Below are 20,754 nucleotides of genomic sequence, written 5' to 3' on the forward strand. Positions count from 1 at the left end.
TGCCATGATCGGCAACCGGGGCTCTGAGCAGCGGTGGCGGTGGGATTTGAACCCACGGAGGCTTTCACCTCACACGCTTTCGAGGCGTGCTCCTTCGGCCGCTCGGACACGCCACCGCCGAGAACAATACAAGACCGCCGCGGCCGGGCCTAACGGGGGTCGGGGTGGTGGTGAGGGCTGGTCGGAGCAGTTGGCCTTCGCCGAGTCGGCGACGCCGGTGATCCGGCGGAGATCGCACGGTCGGCGGATTTCCTTCGTCCAGAAGGGTGAGCCGGTGGAGCGGGAGGTTCGACGCTCGGCGCGAAGGTATCCGCGTGCCCTGGCAGAGAACCGACCTGTGAAGGAAGAGGCACAGCACATGAAGACGGCGAAGGCTCTCGTGGTGGCGGCGGTGCTCGGCACGACGTTGGCAGGCGCTCCGGCGTTGGCGGACACGAGCGGGACGGGTGCGTCCGTCGGTGTGGTCGCGGCACAGGAGGAGCGGCACGACGACGGCGGCGGCGGCAACTACTGGGGCCTGCTCGGCCTCCTCGGGCTCTTGGGCTTGGCCGGTCTCGGCGGCCGCAAGCAGCACGCACAGCCCGGCACGGTCACCGATCGTCCGGTCACCGATCGCTGAAACGGCCGTTAAGCCGACCTTCGAGCCCGGTGGTGGGTGATGCGTTTCGGGAACACGGAAGTGCGTTTCATGGGCGGCGGCGCCGGGTGCCTCACGATGCTGCTGGTGTCCATCGTGATCTCCGTCCTCCTCACGGTGCTGCTCAACGTCCTGCTCTGAGCCGCGAACGCACATGGGCGCCGATCCGAGCCTCGTCAGGCCGGGTCGGCGCCCCTGTCGTGCGTTCCGTGCCGAGCCGGCGCTGGGAGGGCCACCGGGAGGGCACGGCCATGACCCTACCCTATTCTCGAACACACGTTCGAGTGAAGGGCAAGGGTCAACAGTTAGTGACGGTGTCTTCCGCCGTTCACTCGATCCGGGGAGGATGCGCGCACCCGCCAAATACGGAGGACCCGTTGAGATCTACCCCGCTCCGCGTCGGACTGGCCGTCACCGCCGCCTCGGCCGTCACGCTCGCCCTGGCGACGCCGATCCACGCGGCACCCAGTCCGGACGCGCTCATCGCCGAGGTCTACGGCGGTGGCGGCAACTCCGGCGCGACGCTGACCCAGGACTTCGTCGAACTGGCCAACGCCGGCACCGCGCCGGTGAACGTCGACGGCTGGAGCGTGCAGTACCTGCCGGCCAGTGCGAGCGCGACCAGCCAGTGGCAGGTCACCCCGCTGACCGGCGCGATCGCCCCCGCCGGCCGCTTCCTGATCGCCCAGTCCAAGGGCGCCGGCGGCACCGTCGAACTGCCCGCGCCGGACGTCACCGGCACCATCGCCATGGGCGGCTCCGGCGGCACGATCGCCCTCGTCACCGAGACCACCGCGTTGACCTGCAAGACGGCCGCGGACTGCGCCGCCGACACGCGCGTCCGCGACCTGGTCGGCTACGGCTCGTCCACCGTCGTCCGGGAGACCGCGCCGACCGCGAACCCGAGCAACACGACCTCCGCCGCCCGGGCCGCGCTGACCGACACCGACAACAACTCGGTCGACTTCACCGTCGGCGCGCCGACCCCCGTCAACGCCGCCGGCCAGGGCCCGGGCAACCCCGATCCCGACCCGGAACCGGAGCCCGGCGACAAGCGGATCCGCGACATCCAGGGCACCACCCGCATCTCGCCGCTGGTCGGCCAGAAGGTCGCCGGCGTCCCCGGCGTCGTCACCGCGACCCGCTCGTTCGGCGACCGCGGCTTCTGGATCCAGGACACCGCCCCGGACACCGACCCGCGCACCAGCGAGGGCGTGTTCGTCTACACCGCCGCCCTCGCCCCGACCGTGGAGCCCGGTGACGAGGTGCTGGTCTCCGGCGCCATCGCCGAGTACCGGCCCGGCGGTGACGCGGCGAGCAACTCCAACCAGACGCTCACCGAGATCACCGGCGCCACCGTCACCGTGAAGTCCAAGGGCAACGCCCTGCCGGCGCCGGAGACCCTGAACCCCCCGGCCGGCTACCTGCCCACGGCGGGCGGCGGCAGCATCGAGGCCCTCCCGCTCGACCCGGCGACCTACGGCCAGGACTACTACGAGTCCCGCGAGGGCATGTACGTCCAGGTGAACGACGCCCGCGTGGTCGGACCGACGAACAGCTTCGGCGAGAGCTGGATCACCGCCAACGCGACCCAGAACCCGACCCCCCGCGGCGGCACGATCTACCTCGGCTACGACCAGCCCAACAGCGGCCGGATCAAGGTCAAGCCCGCCGCCGCCACGCCGCAGACCAGCAACGTCGGCGACGTGTGGCGCGGCACGACGGTCGGCAACGTCGAGTACACCAACTTCGGCGGCTACACCCTGGCCACGAAGACGGTCGGCGAGCACGTCTCCGGCGGCATCACGCCGGAGGTCACGGACGCGCAGCGCATGCACGAGCTGTCGGTGGCCACGTACAACGTGGAGAACCTGGCCGCCACCAACGACCAGGCGAAGTTCGACCGCCTCGGCGCCGCCGTCGTGAACAACCTCAAGAGCCCGGACGTGGTGGTGCTGGAGGAGATCCAGGACGACAACGGCCCGACCGACGACGGCACGGTGGCGGCGGACGCGACGTTCGCCAAGTTCACAGAGACCATCGCGGCCGCCGGCGGTCCGCGCTACCAGTGGCGCCAGATCGACCCGCAGAACAAGCAGGACGGCGGCCAGCCGGGCGGCAACATCCGGGTGGCGTTCCTGTTCAACCCGGCGCGGGTGTCCTTCGTGGACCGTCCGGGCGGCGACGCCACCACGGCGGTGTCGGTGGTGCGCCAGCACGGCCGGGCCGCGCTGTCCGTGTCGCCGGGCCGCATCGCGCCCGCCGACCCGGCGTGGGAGTCCAGCCGCAAGCCGCTGGCCGGCGAGTTCAAGTTCCGCGGTCGCACGGTGTTCGTGGTCGGGAACCACTTCGCCTCCAAGGGTGGCGACCAGGCCATGCACGGCCGTTACCAGGAGCCCGTGCGCGGTTCCGAGGTGCAGCGGGCCGAGCAGGCCGCACTGCTGCGCGGCTTCGTGGACCAGGTGAAGGCGGTCGACCCGGGCGCCAACGTGGTCCTCGCGGGTGACATCAACGACTACCAGTTCTCGCCGGTCGTCAAGACACTGACCGGCAAGGGCGACGTGGTGGCCCTGATCGACACCCTGCCCGCGGCCGAGCGGTACAGCTACGTGTTCGAGGGCAACTCGCAGACCCTGGACCACATCCTGATCAGCGCGAACATCACCCGGTACCGCTACGACGTGGTGCACATCAACGCCGAGTTCGCCGACCAGGCGAGCGACCACGACCCGCAGGTCGTGAAGGTGCGCCCGAGCACCGGCAACGCGAACGTCGACCGGCTGCTGTTCCAGCTGGAGGACTTCGTCGAGCACCTGCCTCGGTCGTAGACCTGAGCAGCGGGAAGGCCCCCTCGGACATCGCGTCCGAGGGGGCCTTTTCCGTTGTGTCGGCCGGGCGTCAGTTCCGAACGGGCGCCGCGGGCGCGCTGGTCGGAACGGGCTCGGGCCTGGCCGTCGTGCTGGGGGCGGCGGTGGTGCTGGGGGCGGCGGTGGTGCTGGGGACGGGCCTGGTGGTCACAGTGGGCCCGGGGGTGACGGTCGGCTCAGGCCGGGTGCTGGCGGTGGGTTCGGGCATGGCAGTGGTGCTCGGCACGGGCTTGGTGGTGACGGTCGGCTCGGGCTTGACCGTGGTGCTCGGTACCGGCTTGGTCGTGGTCGGAGGCGCGGGCGAGTCGGTGCACCGCGCCTCAGCCGGCAGGTTGGCGTAGTCGTCGCCGACGAAGTAGATGGCGCTGGACCACTGGCTGCCGCCGTCCTGCCTGCCGACGTTCAGCCAGACGTCGTTGGTGTAGCCGAAGTCCGTGACCGACTCGCCGTGCACCCAGCAGTAGACCCCCGTGGTCGTGCCTGCGGGGATCTGGCCTCCCGCGGCGGGCAGGCACGCGGTCGAGGGGCAGATCCGGACGTTGACGGCGTGCCACGTGGTGGCCCGGTACGACGGCGCGCCACTCGCGGCGACCTCGGTTGCGGGCTGGGCCAGTGCCACGGCGACGCCGGCGAGCAGGCCCGAAACGGCCAGTGACGCGGCGACGGCCGTCTTGACGATCCTCATGCGCATGTCCTCCCAGTGGTCACAGTCGATCACTCGGTACACGCGTTCGGTGATGTTCCGCGTTGCATCGGAACCGGGAAAAGCAGCAGGGCCCCGGTCACCTGACGGTGGCGGGGCCCTGATCTGCGGAGGATACGGGATTTGAACCCGTGAGGGGGTTAACCCAACACGATTTCCAGTCGTGCGCACTAGGCCACTATGCGAATCCTCCGCCGCAGAGACTACCGGAGGGCGGTGGCGCGACCCAAAACGGGTGGTCGTCGGACGGTGCATCGGGTGTCGATAGGTTCGGTTAGGCTTGCCTAATGAAGCAAGCTCTGGTGGTCGCCCTGTCCGCTCTGCTCTTGGCCGCCTGCGGTAGTGGCGGTGGGAATACCGAGTCGACGACGACCGGGGTCACGGTCGACACGCGGTTCGGTCCCGTGACGATCGACAAGCCGCCGACGCGGGTCGTGGCGCTGGGCTGGTCGGACGCGGAAACGGCGCTGGCGCTCGGCGTGCGGCCGGTGGGCGCGAGCGACTGGCTCGCGTTCGGCGGCAAGGGCGTCGGCCCGTGGGCGGAAGGGCTGTACCAGGAGGCCCCGAAGCTGCTCGGCACCACCGAGATCGACTACGAGGCCGTCGCCGCGCTCCAGCCTGACCTCATCCTCAACACCCGCTCGGACAACGACGAGAAGAAGCACGAGACGCTGTCCCGGATCGCGCCCACCATCGCCGCGCCGAAGGACGTCATCCCGTACGGCACGACGTGGCGGCAGCAGGTCGAGTCGGTGGCGAAGGCGTTGGGCAAGGTCGCCGAGGGCGGCAAGATCATCGCCGACCTGGACGCGAAGTTCGCCGCCAACAAGAATTTCGACGGCCGGACGACCGTCGTCGGCGCGCACTTCGACGGCAAGTTCGGCGCGTACGTCTCCGGTGACGCCCGCACGGACTTCATGAAGGCCATCGGCTTCACCCCGCGCGAGGACGTCGAGGCCCTGGCGTCCGGCACGTTCTACGTGGACATCTCGGCCGAGCGGCTGGACCTGCTCGACGCCGACCTGACCGTGCTGTTCCCCATCGGCGGTGACGCGTCGGCGCTCAGGGCGAACCCGCTGGTGAACGAGAAGGCGTTGATCCTGGAGGACAAGAACCTGGTCAACGCCTTCTCCAGCGGCTCGTCACTCGGCATGGCCTACGCGCTCGACCACGCCGTGCCGCTGTTCACCGCCGCGATGGGCCGGTAGGAACTCAGCAGAACCAGCCGTCGGCCACCCAGCCGTTCGCGTTGATGTGCCCGTAGGCGAAGCCGTAGATGTAGTTGCCGGACTTCGGGCCCTTCACCAGGAACGTCTGGCCGCGGTAGAGGGTGCCCATCCACGGGCCGTCGTGGGGGGCGGTGCGGACGTAGAGGTCGTTGGCGCACACGGTTTCCCGTTGGCCGATGGCGCCGTTGGCGGCCTGCGCGGGGGTCGCGGTGGTGACGAGGGCGACCACGGCGATCAGCGCCGCCGCTGCTTTCACCACGAGTGCCCTCACCACGAGTGCCCTCACCACGAGTCGTAGCCCCCGATGCACTCGATCCTGATGTAGCCCCAGTCGTTGGGGCCGTAGTCCATGCTCGCCGCCCAGCCGTTGTAGACGGGGTGGGCGCCGGGCGTGTGGCCGATCTTGTTGCCGTACGTCAGGGTCCGCTTGAACTCGACCGGGCCGACCGCGTGGTTGTAGTTGCCGTAGAAGCTCGCCGTCTGGCAGACGACGATGGCGTGTCGGGGCGGGACCGGTTCGGCCGCCGCGGTGGTGGCTCCGAGCATCAGGGCGGTGCACGCGAGGACGAGAGCCCTCATTTGGTTCCTCCTTCACCGGGTAGTGCCACTAACCGGTGAAAGTTTCCCGTGCGTGGAGTGGGGGCGGACAGGGCCGGAAGGGCGACCGGCTACACTTGAGGCGGACCTCGTGCGGCACATATCTCGCGAACCTCCCCAGGGCCGGAAGGCAGCAAGGATAAGCGGGCTCTGGTGGGTGCACGGGGTCCCCTTTCTTTGTCGGACCCTCCCGGTAAGGTCGCCGACGTGGCGCTCGCCCTCTATCGCAAGTACCGTCCGGCCACCTTTGGCGAGGTGGTCGGCCAAGAGCACGTCACCGATCCGCTGCGCACCGCCTTGGGCGCCGGTCGGATCAACCACGCCTACCTGTTCTCCGGGCCGCGCGGCTGCGGCAAGACGTCCAGCGCCCGCATCCTCGCGCGCTCGCTGAACTGCGTGAAGGGCCCCACGCCCGACCCGTGCGGCGAGTGCAACTCGTGCGTCGGGCTGGCGCCCAACGGGCCCGGCAGCGTGGACGTGGTGGAGCTGGACGCGGCCAGCCACGGCGGCGTGGACGACGCCCGTGAGCTGCGGGACAAGGCGTTCTACTCGCCCGCCGAGGCGCGCTACCGGGTGTTCATCATCGACGAGGCGCACATGGTCACCACGCAGGGCTTCAACGCCCTGCTGAAGATCGTGGAAGAGCCGCCCGAGCACCTGATCTTCATCTTCGCCACCACCGAGCCGGACAAGGTGCTGCCGACCATCCGGTCGCGCACGCACCACTACCCGTTCCGGCTGATCCCGCCGAGCGCGATGCGGGCGTTGCTGGAGCGCAACTGCGCGGCCGAGGGCGTGACGGTCGACCCGTCGGTGTTCCCGCTGGTCATCCGCGCGGGCGGCGGGTCCGCGCGGGACACGCAGTCGGTGATGGACCAGCTGCTGTCCGGCGCGGGGCCCGAAGGCGTCCGGTACGACCGGGCGATCGCGCTGCTCGGCGTGACGGACGTGGCGCTGATCAACGACGTGGTGGACGGGCTGGCGGCGGGCGACGGCTCGGCCGTGTTCGGCACCATCGACCGGCTGGTCGAGGCCGGGCACGACCCGCGCCGGTTCGCCTCCGACCTGCTCGACCGGCTGCGCGACCTGGTGCTGCTGCACGCCGTGCCGGACGCGGCGGAGCGCGGTCTGGTGTCCGCGCCGGACGACGAGCTGGCCAAGATGGCGGCCCAGCGTGAAGCGACCAGGCCGGGGACCGTCACCCGATGGGCGGAAAACCTGCACCAGGGGTTGACCGAGATGCGTGGCTCGACCGCGCCGCGGCTCCTCCTCGAACTGGTGTCCTCGCGGATGCTCCTGCCGTCGGTGGGTGATGTCGAGTCGGGGCTCTTGCAACGCGTCGAGCAGCTGGAACGCCACGGTCCACCGGCCGGCGGAGCGGCAGCGGGCGACAGCTCGGGCGGCCCGGTCGAGCCCAAGTTCCAGCGGCCTTCGCAGCGTCCCGCCGACGCCCCACCCGCCGCGAGCAGCGGTCCGGCGCCCGCGGCACCCGTCGAACGGCCCGCGGCGCCGGTCGAACGGCCCGCGGCGCCGGTTGTCGAACGACCCGCGGCGTCTGTGGAACGGCCTGTGGCAGAACGGCCAGTGGCACCGGTCGGTCCGCCGCCCGCGCCGCCGGTCCTGCGATCGGTGCCTCAACCGGCCGCCGTGGAACGGTTGGCGCCCCCGCCGGTCGAGCCCCCGGTGGAGCCCGACCTGCCCGCCGACGTGCCCGTTGCTGAAGTGCCCGCCGCTGAAGTGCCGGTGGCGTCTGCGCCGGCTGTGCCGTCCGCGGGCGGTATCGACGCGGCCGAGGTGCGGCGGCGCTGGTCGGAGCTGCTGGGCGTGGTCCGCGGCAGCAGCCGGAGCACCGAGGCGATGCTCACCAACGCCACCGTCGCCGACGTCGACGGCAACACGATCACCCTCACCCACACCTCCGCCCCGCTGGCCCGCCGCCTCGCCGAGCCGCGCAACGCCGACGCCATCGCCGCCGCGTTCGCGCAGGTCCTCGGCGGCACGTGGCAGGTGCGCTGTGTTCACGGCGACGCGACCGCCGCGCCCGCCCGCCAGGCGGCGCAGAAGCCGCAGCGACCGGCCCCGACCAGGCCGAGCCAGAACACGCAGGCGCCGGGTCAGGCCCAGCGACCGTCGGAGCCGACCCGTCAGGCGCCGCCCGGCCGGTCGACCTCCGCGGACGACGTGCCGCCGCCGCCCGAGCCGCCCGAGCCCGACGACCCCCTCCCGCCGGAGCCGGTGGACGAGGAGGAGATGTTGGCCGAGGCCGCTCTCCCCAGCGAGGAGGGTGACCAGCGGCTCGACCCGGAGGCCGTGGTGCTCAAGCTGCTGGCCGACGAGCTGGGCGCCCGACCGTTGAAGGGCTGATCGGCACGACCGCGGACGCGACTACGCTGGTGAACGGCGGCATTACCCAGAAGAGGTATACGCAGAAGAGAGGAACCCGCGGTGCAACCCGGTGGGCCCAACATGCAGCAAATCCTCCAGCAGGCGCAGAAGATGCAGCAGCAGCTGGCCACTGCGCAGCAGGAGCTGGCCGAGGCCGAGGTCACCGGCACCGCCGGTGGCGGGCTGGTCACCGCCGTGGTGACCGGCGGCGGCGAGCTCAAGAGCCTGAACATCGACCCCACGGCGGTCGACCCGGACGACGTCGAGACGCTGTCCGACCTCATCGTGGCGGCCGTGCGCGACGCGAACCGCGCCGCCCAGGAGCTGGCCGCGGAGAAGATGGGCCCGCTCGCCGGCGGCATGGGCGGGATGGACGACCTCGGTGGTCTCGGGAAGCTGTTCGGCTGATGTACGAAGGGCCCGTCCAGGACTTGATCGACGAACTCGGCCGGTTGCCGGGCGTCGGTCCCAAGAGCGCGCAACGCATCGCCTTCCACCTGCTCGCCGCGGACCCGGCCGACATCGGCCGGCTCCAGGACGCCTTGCAGAAGGTCAAGGACGGCGTGGTGTTCTGCGACGTGTGCGGCAACGTCTCGGCCGAGACGACCTGCCGCATCTGCCGCGACCCGCGCCGTGACCTGACCCTGATCTGCGTGGTGGAGGAGCCGAAGGACGTGCTCGCCGTGGAGCGGACCCGGGAGTTCAAGGGCCGCTACCACGTCCTGGGCGGCGCGCTGGACCCGTTGTCCGGGGTCGGGCCGGACCAGCTCCGGATCAGGCAGCTGCTGACCCGGATCGGCACGGACGTGAACGAGATCATCATCGCCACGGACCCGAACACCGAGGGCGAGGCGACCGCGACGTACCTGGTGCGGATGCTGCGGGACTTCCCGGGCCTCTCCGTCACCAGGCTCGCGTCGGGCCTGCCGATGGGCGGCGACCTGGAGTTCGCCGACGAGTTGACCCTCGGCCGGGCGCTGTCCGGCCGACGCAGCATGTGAGGCTGGTCGCGGTCGACGGGCCGTCGGGCTCGGGCAAGTCGACCTACGCGGCGAGCCTCGCACAAGAGTCGGGCGCGGCTGTGGTGCCGACGGACCACTTCGCCACCTGGACCGACCCGGTGTCGTGGTGGCCGCGCCTGCTCGCGGACGTCCTCGAACCGCTGTGGCACGGCCGTGCGGCCCGCTACCGGCGGGTGGACTGGACCGGCGGCCTGCCGAAGCCCGGCCCGTGGGTGACCGTTCCGGCGTCAAACGTGCTGATCATCGAGGGCGTCTCGGCGGCCCGCCGGTCGATCGCCCCGCGCCTGGACGAGGCGATCTGGGTCGAGCTGCCGGACCCGGAGGAACGCCTGCGCCGCGCCGTCGCGCGAGACGGCGAGGCGAGCCGCAAGCACCTCGAACGCTGGCAGGCGTTCGAACGCGGCTGGTTCGCGGTGGACGGCACGAAAGCCCGCGCCGACCGGATCGTCACGATCACCTGAACCGGCCGCCCGAACCAGTCAGCCGAGCGCCGCCCGCACGACCTCCGCCTCCGGTGCCCCGATGGCGGCGTACCACTCCAACGCGGTCCGCCAGTGCCCGCTCGCCCCGGCGCGATCCCCCGTCACAGCCAGGGCGTCACCCGCCAGGTGGGCCGCCCGCGCCTGCACGAACCGCTGCCCCGTGGCCCGGCTCGACTCCACGCACCGCAGCGCCAGGTCGAGCGCCTGGGGCACGTCACCCTGGTCCAGCCGGATCCGCCCGAGCACGGTCATCACGTCCACCTCGGCGATCCGCAGCCGGTACCGCACGGCGCTGTCCAACGCCTGGGTCGCCGAGTAACGAGCCTCGTCCAGCCGCCCGGCCGCCCGGTGCGTCAACGCCAGGCTCCGCCGCGCCGCGCAGATCCCCAACGGGTAGCCGGTCTCCTCCGCGATCCGCAACGCCTCGGTGGTCCGCTCCACCGCCTCGTCCAGCCGTCCCAACCCGCACAACGCCTCACCCAGGGCGTTCTTCGCGTCGCACAACCCCTTCAGGTTGCCCAGTTCCTCCGCGATCGCCACCGCCCGCCCGGCTTCCCGCGCCGCGTCGGCCCACTTGCCGCGCATCACGTACGCCAGCGCCAGACCCTCGTGCGAGAAGTGGGCGAACCGCCGTGCGCCGGCCCGTTCGTACAACTCGCCGCACCGCTCGTAAAGCTGCGCGGCCCGCTCCGGCTGTCCCAGGAACAGGTGCACCTCCGCCAACGCCCGGTGGCTGTCGGCCTGCGTCATCCACGCGCCGAGCCGGTTGCCGACGTCCAGCGCGCCCTCGAACGACGACACGGCCCGGTCCAGTTGCCCCAGCTGCATGTACACGCCGCCGAGGTTGAGCTGGGCGATGCCCTCCTGCTGCAACGCCCCGATCGACCGGGTGATCACCAGGGCGCGTTCCAGGTGGTCCGCCGCCTGCTCCAACTCGCCCACGTCGATGTACACCGCGCCGAGGTTCGCCAGCACGGCCGCCTCGACCGCCGGCGCGGCGCCGGTGCGCTGCTGGATCGGGATGGCCCGGCGGAAGTAGTCGACGGCCACCCGGTGCTGCCCGATCGCCCAGTACAGCGTGCCCAGCGAGGACAGCATCGCCACCTCGCCGACGGCGTCCTGGGCGGCCTGCGCCACCGCCAGCCCGGCCTTCGCCGTCGCCAGCCACTCCACGGGCAACCCGATCGTGTAGAAGTACCGCCGCAACGCGTCGGCCAGCTGCCACACGTCCCGGTCGGGCCGGCGGTCGGCCGCGTGCACGACGAGCCCCACCAGGTTGGCCCGCTCGGTGTCCAGCCAGGCCAACGCCTCCGCCGACGTGGAGAACAGGCGCGGCGTCACGCCCGGCACGACGTCAGTGCGCGGCAACCTCAGCAGGGTGCTCTTGAACGCGTCCGTGGCGTTGTCCACCGACCGGATGGACCAGTCCAGCAGCCGCCGTGCGGCCTGGGCGCTCTCCGCCGCGTCGTCCTCGAACTGCCGCCGTTCGGCCGCGTAGTCCCGCAGCAGGTCGTGGAACTGGTAACGGCCGGGCGCGTGGTTGTCCACCAGGTTCGCCGTGGCCAGCCGGTCGAGCCGACGCCGCGCGTCCTGCGTGGTCAGCCCGCCCAACGCCGCCGCCACGTCCGGCGTGATGTCGCCCGGCGCCAACGACAGCAACCGGAACAACGACGCCAGCTCCGGCTTCAACGCCGTGTACGACAGGTCGAACGCCGCGTGCACCGCCGCACGCTCGTCACCCTCCACGGCCAACGCCGCCAGCCGGTTGCCCGCCCGCAGCTCGTCCACGTACAACGCGATCGTGATCTCCGGCCGGGACAGCAGGTTCGCCGCCGCGATCCGCAACGCCAGCGGCAGGTGCGCGCACAGCTCGGCCAGCTCGTCGGCCGCCTCCGACTGCGCCGCCACCACGTCGTCCCCGAGCATCCCGGCCAGCAGCGCCCGCGTCTCGGACCGGTCCAGCACGTCCAGCCGCACGTTCGACGCCGCGTGGCTCACGGCCAGCCCGCGCAGCGTGTCGCGGCTGGTCACCAGCACCGCGCACCCCGGCGAACCGGGCAGCAGCGGCCGGATCTGCTCCGCGTTGGCCGCGTTGTCCAGCACCAGCAGCACCTGCTGGTCGGTCAGCCGCGACCGGAACATCGCCTCCTGCTCGTCCTGGTCCAGCGGCACGGACTCCGGCGGCACGCCCTGCGCCCGCAGGAACCGCGGCAGCACGTCCACCGCGCTCAACGGCGGCCCTTGGGCGTACCCGCGCAGGTTCACGTACAGCTGCCCGTCCGGGAAGTAGTGCCGCAACTTGTGCGCCGCGTGCACCGCCAACGCCGTCTTGCCCACGCCCGGCGGCCCGGCCAACGTCACCACCGGCACACCCTGGGCCGTCCGCAGCAACGCCTCGATCAGCTGGACGGCCTGCTCGCGGCCCACGAAGTCGCCGATGTCGGCGGGCAGCTGCGACGGCACCACCCGGTCGCGCCGGGCCGTAGCCGCACCCTGCCCCACGTCGAGCGACTGCGCGCCGCCGAGCACCTGCTGGTGGACGCGCCGCAGCTCGTCACCCGGGTCGATGCCCAGCTGCTCGGCCAGCAGCCCGCCGACCCGCCGGTACGCGGCCAGCGCGTCGGCCTGCCGCCCGGACCGGTACAGCGCGATCATCAGCTGCGACCACAGCCGTTCCCGCAGCGGGTGCTCGCTGGTCAGCCGGGACAGCTCGGGGATCAGCTCGGCGTGCCGGCCCAGCTCCAGGTCGACCTCGACGCGGCGTTCCTCCACGTGCAGCCGCCGTTCGCCGAGCCGCGGCACCTCGTCCCGGTGCAGCACGTCCGACGGCACGTCCACCATCGCCTGCCCGCGCCACAGCGCCAGCGCCGCGGTGAAGATCGCCGACGCGGACTCCAGCCGGCCCGCGGCCCGTTCCCGCTCGCCCTCCTCGACGAGCTGCTCGAACCGCATCACGTCGATCGTGCGCTCGTCCACGTCGATCATGTAGCCGTCGGGCACGGTGCGGATCGGCACGCCCGGCCCGAGCACCTGCCGAAGTCTCATCACGTAGGTCTGCAACGTGCCGCGCGCCCGTGCGGGCGGTTCGGCGCCCCAGATGTGCTCCGCCAGCTCGTCGACCGACACGCCGGCGCCGGCGCGCATGAGCAAGGACACCAACAGGGCCCTCTGCCGACCTGCGCGCACCATGATCTGTTCACCGTTGACAAGGACTTGCAGCGGGCCGAGGACGCGGAACTCGACCACAGGGCTCACCGGCGACCTCCCCTCCGCACACGTGCAGTTTCTGTTGTCCGTTGTACAGCGTAGGAGCGCGTTTGCCCGATCGGCGGTGGTCACGTTGGGTCAGCGAAGGTGAGCCGGCCGTATGAGAATGCTGATTCACGTGGCCGGATCGTGACCTCTCTTACGTCGGAAGGGTCGTGGGGACCGGTTAGGGTCCGTGACCACACCGTGAGATCCCGGATTTCCCTAGGGGTGTTTGATGGTTCATTCCCGAACGGCCCGACGCCGTTGGACGGCCGTGATCGGCCTGACCGGCGTCGCTGCGCTCGCACTGTCCGCTTGCGCTGAATCCGCGCGGACGGACGACCCGGGGGCCGGCAAGGTCGGTGGCACGCTCACCTTCGGCGCGGCCGGTGCTCCCAGGCTGTTCGACCCGTTCTACGCCACGGACGGCGAGACGTTCCGCGTGTCCCGGCAGATGTACGAGGGCCTTGTCGGCTTCAAACCCGGAACCGCCGAGGTGGAGCCCGCCTTGGCGACGAAGTGGGACTCCTCCGAAGACGGCAAGACGTGGACGTTCACACTGAAAGAAAATGTGAAATTCCACGACGACACGGACTTCAACGCCGAAGCGGTGTGCTTCAACTTCAACCGCTGGTACAACCAGAAGGGCGTCGCGCAGTCCGACGCCGTTTCGCAGTACTGGCTGGACAACTTCGGCGGCTTCGCGGGCACCCCCGACAAGCCGTCGCTCTTCAAGTCGTGCACGGCCAAGGACACCAAGACCGCGGTCGTCGAGCTGAACGAGGCGACGTCGCAGTTCCCGTCCGTCCTCGGCTTCACGTCGTTCTCGATGTCGAGCCCGGACGCGCTGAAGAAGTACGACGCGGACAACGTGGTCGCCGCAGGTGACAGCTTCACCTTCCCGGCCTACGCCAACGAGCACCCGACCGGCACCGGACCGTTCAAGTTCGGCAAGTTCGACAAGGCGAACAACGTCGTCGAACTCGTCCGCAACGACAACTACCACGGCGCCAAGGCGAAGCTCGACAAGATCGTCTTCCGGATCATCCCGGACGAGACGGCGCGCAAGCAGGCGCTGGAAGCCGGCGACATCGACGGCTACGACCTGCCGAACGCGGCCGACTGGCCCGGTCTGAAGGAGAAGGGCTTCAACGTCGCGGTCCGCCCGGCGTTCAACGTCCTCTACCTGGGCATCAACCAGAAGAACAACCCGAAGCTCCAGGACCTGCGGGTCCGGCAGGCGCTGATGTACGCGCTGAACCGCGAGCAGCTGATCAAGTCGCAGCTGCCCGAGGGCGCGTCGGTCGCCGCCCAGTTCATGCCGAGCACGGTCGACGGCTACAACAAGGACCTCAAGCCGGTCGGGTACGACCCCGAGAAGGCCAAGTCGCTGCTCGCCGAGGCGGGCGCGTCCGACCTGACGCTGAAGTTCTTCTGGCCGACCGAGGTCACCCGGCCGTACATGCCGAGCCCGAAGGACATCCAGGCGGCCATCGCCGGTGACCTCCAGAAGGCCGGCATCAAGCTGGAGGTCTCCAGCAAGCCGTGGAACGGCGGCTACCTGGACGACGTCGACCTGGGCATCCCGGACCTGTTCATGCTGGGCTGGACCGGTGACAACGGCACCGCGCACAACTGGATCGGCACGTTCTTCGGCCGCACCGACAACCGGTTCAACACCGGCGCGTCGCCGTGGGGCGCGGAACTGGCCACCGAGCTGGGCAAGGCGAGCGCCGAGCCCGACGAGGACAAGCGCCGCGGGATGTACGAAGAGCTGAACAAGAAGATCATGGAGGAGTACCTGCCCGCCATCCCGGTGTCGCACTCGCCGCCGGCGTTGGTGCTCAAGTCGGACGTCAAGGGCGTCGTGCCCAGCCCGCTGACCGACGAGAGGTTCGGTGCGGCCAGCAAGGGCTGAGCTGCACCAACAACTCCGATAGAGATCACGGGGTAGCTCAATGCTCCGCTACACGATCCGACGGCTCATCCAGCTGGTCGGCGTGGTGCTGGTGCTGTCCCTGCTGCTCTTCGCGTGGCTCCGCGCTCTCCCGGGAGGACCGGTTTCGGCCCTCCTGGGAGAGCGTTCCACGCCCGAGTCGCGGGAAGCCCTCACCAAACAGCTCGGCTTGGACCAGCCGATCTTCGTCCAGTACTTCAAGTTCCTCGGGCGTGCGCTGTCGGGCGACTTCGGCGTGTCGACGGGCGTGCAGCCCGGCGACTCGGCCCTCGACATCTTCATCCAGCGCTTCCCGGCGACCCTCGAACTGAGCTTCCTGGCCATCGTCATCGCTATCGCGGTCGGCATCCCGCTGGGGTACATGGCCGCGAAGCGCCGCGGCGGCTGGTTCGACAACATCAGCGTCGGCGGCTCGCTGCTCGGCGTGGCCGTGCCGGTGTTCTTCCTGGCCTACGTCCTCAAGGACGTGCTGTCGTCCGCTCTCGGCCTGCCGACGGAAGGCCGCCAGGACGCGATCGACGCGACCCGGGTCACCGGGTTCTTCGTCCTCGACGGGGTGATCACCCAGGAGTGGGACGCGGCGCTCAACGCGTTGGAGCACCTGATCCTGCCCGCGATCGCGCTGGCCACCATCCCGTTCGCGGTGGTCTTCCGGATCACCCGGGCGGCCGTGCTCGACGTGCTGGACGAGGACTTCGTCCGCACCGCCGAGTCCAAGGGCCTGACCGCGCCGGTCATCCGGCGCAGGCACGTGCTGCGCAACGCGATGCTGCCGGTCGTCACGACCATCGGCCTCCAGACCGGCGCACTGCTGGCGGGCGCGGTGCTCACCGAGAAGGTGTTCTCGTTCGCGGGGGTCGGCCAGGCGCTGGCCATCGGGTTCGAGAGACGCGACTACCCGGTGCTGCTGCTGCTGATCATCATGGCCACGGTCGTGTACGTGGTGGTCAACCTGCTGGTGGACCTCTCGTACGCGCTCATCGACCCGCGGATCAGGACGAGGTAGGCCGCGATGGTCACTCCGACTCGCAAGAAAGACCGCATCGACAAGCTGGCCGAGACCAGTTCCGACGCGGGCGTGAGCCTCGCCGCGAGCGCGTGGCGGACGTTGCGCCGCAGCCCGGTGTTCCTCACCGGCGCCGTCATCATCGGCCTGTTCGTGCTGGTGTCGCTGCTGTCGCCGTGGCTGGCGCCGCACGACCCGTCCGAGCCGATGCTGATCGACCAGGTCACCAAGGCGCGCAACGAGATCCCGCCGGTGCAGGACGGTCACCCGCTCGGTGGCGACCTCCAGGGCCGCGACTTCTTCTCCCGGCTGCTCATCGGCTCGCAGCAGACGCTGATCGTCGGCGTGCTGGCGACCCTGATCGGGCTGACCGGCGGGTTGACGCTCGGCACGCTGGCGGGCGCGTTCGGCGGCTGGGTCGACTCGATCGTCATGCGCCTGGTCGACGTCATGCTGTCGCTGCCCAGCCTGCTGCTGGCGTTCAGCATCAGCGCGATGTTCGCCCGGCCCAACCAGTACACCGTGATCGTCGCGGTGGCGGTGGTGCAGATCCCGGTGTTCGCCCGGCTGCTGCGCGGGTCCATGCTCGCCCAGCGGCACAGCGACCACGTGCTGGCCGCGACGGCGTTGGGCGTGAAGCCGGGCGCGATCGTGTTCCGGCACATGCTGCCCAACTCGCTCGGCCCGGTGATCGTGCAGTCCACGCTGGTGCTGGCCACGGCCATCATCGACGCGGCGGCGCTGTCGTTCCTCGGCCTGGGCAACCCCGACGACCGGATCCCGGAGTGGGGGCAGATGCTCGGCGACGTGCAGAACGTCTTCGACACGCACCCACAACTGGCGTTCTGGCCCGCGGGCTGCATCATCGTCGTCGCCCTCGGCTTCACGCTGATGGGCGAGACCCTGCGCGAAGCCCTCGACCCCAAGAGCAGGCGGTGAGTCGTGCCACTTCTTGAAGTACGTGACCTCACCGTGGTTTTCGAGCGCAAGGGGGAAGAGCCCTTCACCGCCGTCGACCACGTGAGCTTCGACGTGGAGCCGGGCCAGACCGTCGGCCTGGTCGGCGAGTCGGGGTGCGGCAAGTCCGTGACGTCGTTGGCGGTCATGGGGTTGCTGCCCCGGCGCGGTGTGCGCGTGTCCGGCTCGGTGCAGTACGAAGGCGTGGACCTGCTGACGCTGTCGGACCGCGAGATGCGCGACCGGCGCGGCCGTGACCTGGGCATGGTGTTCCAGGACCCGCTGTCCTCGCTGAACCCGGTCATCCCGATCGGCGTGCAGGTCACCGAGGTGCTGGAACGGCACCAGGGCATGCCGCGCAAGAAGGCGATGCTGGAGGCGGCCGAGCTGCTGGCCAAGGTCGGCATCCCCGACCCGACCCGGCGGCTCACCGAGTACCCGCACCAGCTGTCCGGCGGCATGCGGCAGCGCGCGCTGATCGCGATCGCGTTGGCGTGCCGGCCGCGGCTGCTGATCGCGGACGAGCCGACGACGGCGCTGGACGTGACGATCCAGGCCCAGATCCTGGCGTTGCTGAAGGAACTGGTGCGCGACATGGGCACCGCGCTGGTCATGATCACGCACGACCTCGGCGTGGTCGCGGGCCTGTGCGACGAGGTCAACGTGCTCTACGCCGGGCGCGTGGTGGAGAAGGCGCACCGGCACGACCTGTTCGCCGCGCCGCGCCACCCGTACACGCACGGCCTGCTGGCGTCGATCCCGCGGCTGGACGCGCCGCGCGGGGAGAAGCTGAACCCGATCCGGGGTTCGGTGTCGGACAACATCCCGTGGACCGAGGGGTGCGCGTTCGCGCCCCGGTGCCCGAACAAGCTGGACGTGTGCGTGCAGGTGACGCCCGAGCAGGAGGACATCGGCGGCGGCCGGTTGCTGCGCTGCCACAACCCGGTGAAGCCGCCGGTGGCCGAGGAGGTGTCGGTGTGAGCACGGCTGTCACCCCCCAGCCCGAGACTGCGGTGGACACGCTGGTGTCCGTCGAGGGCATCAAGGTCCACTTCCCGATCAAGCGCGGCGTGATCCTCGACCGCACGGTCGGGCACGTGTACGCGGTGGACGGCGTCGACCTGACGGTCCGGCGCGGCGAGACGTACGGCCTGGTCGGCGAGTCCGGCTGCGGCAAGTCCACCCTCGGGCGGGCGGTGCTGCGGCTGACCGAGCCGACGGCGGGCCGGACCGTGTTCGACGGCACGGACCTCTCCACGCTCAAGGGCGAGGAGCTGCGGCGGATGCGCCGCCGGATGCAGATGGTGTTCCAGGACCCCATGTCGTCCCTGGACCCCCGGCAGTCGGTGGAGTCGATCCTGGTCGAGGGCCTGCGGGCGCACGACCTGGACAAGGGCCGCGAGCAGACCGGCAAGCGGCTGCGCTCGCTGCTGTCGGCGGTCGGCCTGGCGACCACGTCGCTGCGCAAGTACCCGCACGAGTTCTCGGGCGGTCAGCGGCAGCGCATCGGCATCGCGCGGGCGCTGGCGGTCGAGCCGGACCTGATCATCGCCGACGAGCCGGTGTCCGCGCTGGACGTGTCGGTGCAGGCGCAGGTCGTCAACCTGCTGGAGGAGTTGCAGGAGGAGTTCGGCCTCACCTACCTGGTGATCGCGCACGACCTCGCCGTGGTGCGGCACATCTCCGACCGGGTCGGCGTGATGTACCTGGGCGGGCTGGTGGAGGAGGCGACTTCGGACGACCTCTACGCCGAGCCGCTGCACCCGTACACCAAGGCGCTGCTGTCCGCGATCCCCGTGCCGGACCCGGTGGTCGAGGACCGGCGGGAGCGGATCCTGCTCACCGGCGACCTGCCGTCACCGGCGAACCCGCCCAAGGGCTGCCGCTTCCACACCCGTTGCCCGTGGAAGCAGGAGACCCGGTGCGACACCGAACGGCCGGAGATGCGCGAGGTGCTGCCCGGTCACAAGGTCGCGTGCCACTGGGCGGAGGACATCCGCGCGGGCATGATCCGGCCGCACGAGGTCGAGGCCGTGCTGGTGGAGGAGGAGGACGGCATCTCGCCGGACATCCCGCTGGTCGGTCCGGCTTCCGTGACGGAGGCGATGAACCCGTGACTCCCGGGTCCGGGGGCGCTCGTCGTGGCGCCCCCGGACCGGGTGGTCGGACCCTGCGGGGTGGCCAGACCCTGCAGGGTGGTCAGACTCCGACGACCTGCGGGTAGAGCGCGCTCGGGTCGGCGGCGAGCGCGGCCTTGATGGCGACGACCAGCTCGTCCGCCAGCACCTCGATCCGGTCCGCCTCGACACCGTCCAGGGCGGCGCGGACGACGTCGGCGGGATCGTTCTTCGGCAGGTCGACGCCCGCCGTCATGTCGGTGTCCGTCGGCCCCATGAGCAGGCCGGTGACCAGCGTGCCCTGGGCCGCGAGTTCCACCCGGACGCCGTTGGTGAGGCTCCACTGCGCCGCCTTGGCCGCGCAGTACGCGGTGGCGCCGTCGTAGGACATCCACGACAGCGACGACAGCACGTTGAGGATCGCGCCTCCGCCGTTGGCGGCCAGCACCGGCGCGAACGCGCGGATCACGTCGAGCGTGCCGTAGAAGCTGGTGTCCATCTCCAGCCTGATGGCGGCCGGGTCGCCGGTGACGAGGTTCTGGCCGGTGATGATGCCCGCGTTGTTGACCAGCAGGGTGACGTCCGCGGCGGCGGTGGCCGCGGCCGAGACGGTGGCCGGGTCGGTGATGTCCAGCCGCAGCACCTCGACGCCCGGCAGGTCGACCAGTTCGGGGTTGCGCGCTGTCGCGTAGACCTTGGCCGCACCCCGTTCCAGCAGCTGCCGCGCGAAGTGCCGGCCGATGCCGCGGTTGGCCCCGGTGACCAGGGCGACCGAGTTTGCGATCTTCATGTCCGTGTTTCCCCCGGATGAGTTGGTGTGCCCAACCTAGCCGGCCGGTGATCAAGCGGCGCTGCCTTTCGGCGTGCACGCACTGCGCGCTTGTGCGCGTCGGGGGCGCCTCCCCCTTTTCGAGACGCCCCCGACGCGGTCATCGGGTTACGCGGACCAGGTCGGCGAGCGGCCGAGCAGGCCCACCAACCGGTCCGTGATCGGCGCGTCCTCCGGCACGTCGACCGGCAGCGCGAACGCCGCTCCCGGTCCTCGAACGTCCGGCGTCATCGGATAGTGCCGCGCCATCCGGAAGGCGGCGGTGGCGAGTTCGGTGTCGAGCGTGCTGTCGACGCCGATCGCCCGGCAGAGGTCCCAGACGTGCACCAGGGTGTCCACGAAGTGCCCGGCCACCAGGGTCTTGCCGGAGCGGATGCCGTAGCCGGGGAATTCGGCTTCCCGCTCCAGCACGCCGTCGGCCCCGAAGGCCTCGGTGGCCGTGTCGGCCGCCACCCGGTAGGCGTCGACCATGTCCTCGCCGGCCGCCGGTTCGGGGGCCGTGCCGCGGACGGCCGCGGCGAACGCCAGCGTCCCCTCGACCTGGTGGCGCAGCAGTTCGTAGACGGTCCAGCCGGCGCACGGCGTCGGCAGGTCCAGGTGCGACTCCTCCAAGTCGGCCATCAGCTTCAGGTTCAGGTCGAGCGCCGAGCGGTTCAGGTCCAGGACGTCCATGCGTGTTCTCCCACCCTCAAGCTGTACGAACGATCGTACAATTAG

The 20,754-nt window shown here is 70.8% G+C and carries 18 protein-coding genes, 2 tRNA genes and 1 other RNA gene; 13 read left to right on the forward strand and 8 right to left on the reverse strand.

Annotated elements, in window-relative coordinates; all coding sequences use genetic code 11:
• Positions 1-31 precede the first annotated feature (31 nt).
• A tRNA-Ser gene (locus F4560_RS33720) sits at positions 32-116 on the reverse strand.
• Positions 117-358: 242 nt separating this feature from the next.
• Here F4560_RS33720 and F4560_RS33725 point away from each other — a divergent pair.
• Both F4560_RS33725 and F4560_RS33730 read left to right on the forward strand, forming a co-directional pair.
• Complete coding sequence (locus F4560_RS33725; protein ID WP_184927034.1) at positions 359-619, forward strand: WGxxGxxG family protein; 261 nt, start codon at positions 359-361, stop codon at positions 617-619.
• Between the two features lie 395 nt (positions 620-1,014).
• The gene (locus F4560_RS33730; protein ID WP_312869634.1) at positions 1,015-3,465 is read left to right on the forward strand and encodes a DUF8508 domain-containing protein; all 2,451 of its coding nucleotides are present in this window, start codon (positions 1,015-1,017) and stop codon (positions 3,463-3,465) included.
• Positions 3,466-3,535: 70 nt separating this feature from the next.
• On the opposite strand, the gene F4560_RS33735 is transcribed toward F4560_RS33730, so the two are convergent.
• Together F4560_RS33735 and F4560_RS33740 are read right to left on the reverse strand one after the other, a co-directional pair.
• A complete protein-coding gene (locus F4560_RS33735; protein WP_184927038.1) occupies positions 3,536-4,189 on the reverse strand; it encodes a hypothetical protein in 654 nt (217 codons plus the stop codon).
• A 126-nt stretch (positions 4,190-4,315) separates the two neighbouring features.
• Positions 4,316-4,400: transfer RNA gene (locus F4560_RS33740), tRNA-Ser, on the reverse strand.
• 94 nt (positions 4,401-4,494) lie between these two features.
• Here F4560_RS33740 and F4560_RS33745 point away from each other — a divergent pair.
• Complete coding sequence (locus F4560_RS33745) at positions 4,495-5,415, forward strand: iron-siderophore ABC transporter substrate-binding protein (protein ID WP_184927040.1); 921 nt, start codon at positions 4,495-4,497, stop codon at positions 5,413-5,415.
• A 4-nt stretch (positions 5,416-5,419) separates the two neighbouring features.
• Here the strand turns inward: F4560_RS33745 and F4560_RS33750 are convergent, their stop codons facing one another.
• Together F4560_RS33750 and F4560_RS33755 are read right to left on the reverse strand one after the other, a co-directional pair.
• Positions 5,420-5,710, reverse strand: coding sequence for a hypothetical protein (locus tag F4560_RS33750; protein ID WP_221483727.1), 291 nt, complete (start codon positions 5,708-5,710; stop codon positions 5,420-5,422).
• An 8-nt stretch (positions 5,711-5,718) separates the two neighbouring features.
• Positions 5,719-6,015, reverse strand: coding sequence for a hypothetical protein (locus tag F4560_RS33755; protein WP_184927042.1), 297 nt, complete (start codon positions 6,013-6,015; stop codon positions 5,719-5,721).
• Between the two features lie 99 nt (positions 6,016-6,114).
• On the opposite strand from F4560_RS33755, the gene ffs reads away from it, so the two are divergent.
• The 5 genes from ffs to F4560_RS33780 all read left to right on the forward strand — a co-directional run bounded on the left by ffs (position 6,115) and on the right by F4560_RS33780 (position 9,901).
• An RNA gene (ffs, locus tag F4560_RS33760) (signal recognition particle sRNA small type) lies at positions 6,115-6,209 on the forward strand.
• Positions 6,210-6,240: 31 nt separating this feature from the next.
• A complete protein-coding gene (locus F4560_RS33765; RefSeq protein ID WP_184927044.1) occupies positions 6,241-8,397 on the forward strand; it encodes a DNA polymerase III subunit gamma and tau in 2,157 nt (718 codons plus the stop codon).
• A 102-nt stretch (positions 8,398-8,499) separates the two neighbouring features.
• Positions 8,500-8,826, forward strand: coding sequence for a YbaB/EbfC family nucleoid-associated protein (locus tag F4560_RS33770; protein ID WP_221483729.1), 327 nt, complete (start codon positions 8,500-8,502; stop codon positions 8,824-8,826).
• Complete coding sequence (recR, locus tag F4560_RS33775) at positions 8,826-9,419, forward strand: recombination mediator RecR (RefSeq protein ID WP_184927046.1); 594 nt, start codon at positions 8,826-8,828, stop codon at positions 9,417-9,419. Before F4560_RS33770 ends, recR begins: the two co-directional genes overlap by 1 nt.
• Positions 9,416-9,901 carry a uridine kinase family protein gene (locus F4560_RS33780; RefSeq protein WP_184927047.1) on the forward strand — a complete coding sequence of 162 codons (486 nt, stop codon included), beginning with the start codon at positions 9,416-9,418 and terminating at the stop codon, positions 9,899-9,901. Before recR ends, F4560_RS33780 begins: the two co-directional genes overlap by 4 nt.
• 18 nt (positions 9,902-9,919) lie before the next feature.
• Here the strand turns inward: F4560_RS33780 and F4560_RS33785 are convergent, their stop codons facing one another.
• Positions 9,920-13,177: an AfsR/SARP family transcriptional regulator gene (locus tag F4560_RS33785; protein WP_184927048.1), complete on the reverse strand. Its 3,258-nt coding sequence runs from the start codon at positions 13,175-13,177 to the stop codon at positions 9,920-9,922.
• 229 nt (positions 13,178-13,406) lie between these two features.
• Here F4560_RS33785 and F4560_RS33790 point away from each other — a divergent pair, with 229 nt between their 5' ends.
• From F4560_RS33790 to F4560_RS33810, 5 genes are read left to right on the forward strand one after another with little or no spacing between them, the layout of a single operon-like run.
• Positions 13,407-15,089, forward strand: coding sequence for an ABC transporter substrate-binding protein (locus F4560_RS33790; protein WP_184927049.1), 1,683 nt, complete (start codon positions 13,407-13,409; stop codon positions 15,087-15,089).
• Between the two features lie 40 nt (positions 15,090-15,129).
• The gene (locus F4560_RS33795) at positions 15,130-16,134 is read left to right on the forward strand and encodes an ABC transporter permease (RefSeq protein ID WP_184927050.1); all 1,005 of its coding nucleotides are present in this window, start codon (positions 15,130-15,132) and stop codon (positions 16,132-16,134) included.
• Between the two features lie 6 nt (positions 16,135-16,140).
• Positions 16,141-17,073 (forward strand): ABC transporter permease, encoded by a 933-nt coding sequence (locus F4560_RS33800; protein WP_184927051.1) that lies wholly within the window; start codon positions 16,141-16,143, stop codon positions 17,071-17,073.
• A 3-nt stretch (positions 17,074-17,076) separates the two neighbouring features.
• On the forward strand, positions 17,077-18,072 hold the full coding sequence (locus F4560_RS33805) for an ABC transporter ATP-binding protein (protein ID WP_184927053.1): 996 nt from the start codon (positions 17,077-17,079) through the stop codon (positions 18,070-18,072).
• Positions 18,073-18,104: 32 nt separating this feature from the next.
• Positions 18,105-19,208: an ABC transporter ATP-binding protein gene (locus F4560_RS33810; RefSeq protein ID WP_184929554.1), complete on the forward strand. Its 1,104-nt coding sequence runs from the start codon at positions 18,105-18,107 to the stop codon at positions 19,206-19,208.
• Between the two features lie 82 nt (positions 19,209-19,290).
• On the opposite strand, the gene F4560_RS33815 is transcribed toward F4560_RS33810, so the two are convergent.
• Positions 19,291-19,998, reverse strand: coding sequence for an SDR family oxidoreductase (locus F4560_RS33815; RefSeq protein WP_184927055.1), 708 nt, complete (start codon positions 19,996-19,998; stop codon positions 19,291-19,293).
• 147 nt (positions 19,999-20,145) lie between these two features.
• Positions 20,146-20,709, reverse strand: coding sequence for a TIGR03086 family metal-binding protein (locus tag F4560_RS33820; protein ID WP_184927057.1), 564 nt, complete (start codon positions 20,707-20,709; stop codon positions 20,146-20,148).
• Between the last annotated feature and the right edge of the window lie 45 nt (positions 20,710-20,754).

Source organism: Saccharothrix ecbatanensis (genome assembly GCF_014205015.1).
Classification (GTDB): Bacteria; Actinomycetota; Actinomycetes; order Mycobacteriales; family Pseudonocardiaceae; genus Actinosynnema; species Actinosynnema ecbatanense.

Coding starts and splice junctions, on each gene's coding strand:
- F4560_RS33725 (WP_184927034.1), top strand. CDS start 359: ATGAAGACGGCGAAGGCTCTCGTGGTGGCGGCGGTGCTCGGCACGACG.
- F4560_RS33735 (WP_184927038.1), bottom strand. CDS start 4,189: ATGAGGATCGTCAAGACGGCCGTCGCCGCGTCACTGGCCGTTTCGGGC.
- F4560_RS33745 (WP_184927040.1), top strand. CDS start 4,495: ATGAAGCAAGCTCTGGTGGTCGCCCTGTCCGCTCTGCTCTTGGCCGCC.
- F4560_RS33755 (WP_184927042.1), bottom strand. CDS start 6,015: ATGAGGGCTCTCGTCCTCGCGTGCACCGCCCTGATGCTCGGAGCCACC.
- F4560_RS33770 (WP_221483729.1), top strand. CDS start 8,500: ATGCAGCAAATCCTCCAGCAGGCGCAGAAGATGCAGCAGCAGCTGGCC.
- recR (WP_184927046.1), top strand. CDS start 8,826: ATGTACGAAGGGCCCGTCCAGGACTTGATCGACGAACTCGGCCGGTTG.
- F4560_RS33790 (WP_184927049.1), top strand. CDS start 13,407: ATGGTTCATTCCCGAACGGCCCGACGCCGTTGGACGGCCGTGATCGGC.
- F4560_RS33795 (WP_184927050.1), top strand. CDS start 15,130: ATGCTCCGCTACACGATCCGACGGCTCATCCAGCTGGTCGGCGTGGTG.
- F4560_RS33800 (WP_184927051.1), top strand. CDS start 16,141: ATGGTCACTCCGACTCGCAAGAAAGACCGCATCGACAAGCTGGCCGAG.
- F4560_RS33815 (WP_184927055.1), bottom strand. CDS start 19,998: ATGAAGATCGCAAACTCGGTCGCCCTGGTCACCGGGGCCAACCGCGGC.
- F4560_RS33820 (WP_184927057.1), bottom strand. CDS start 20,709: ATGGACGTCCTGGACCTGAACCGCTCGGCGCTCGACCTGAACCTGAAG.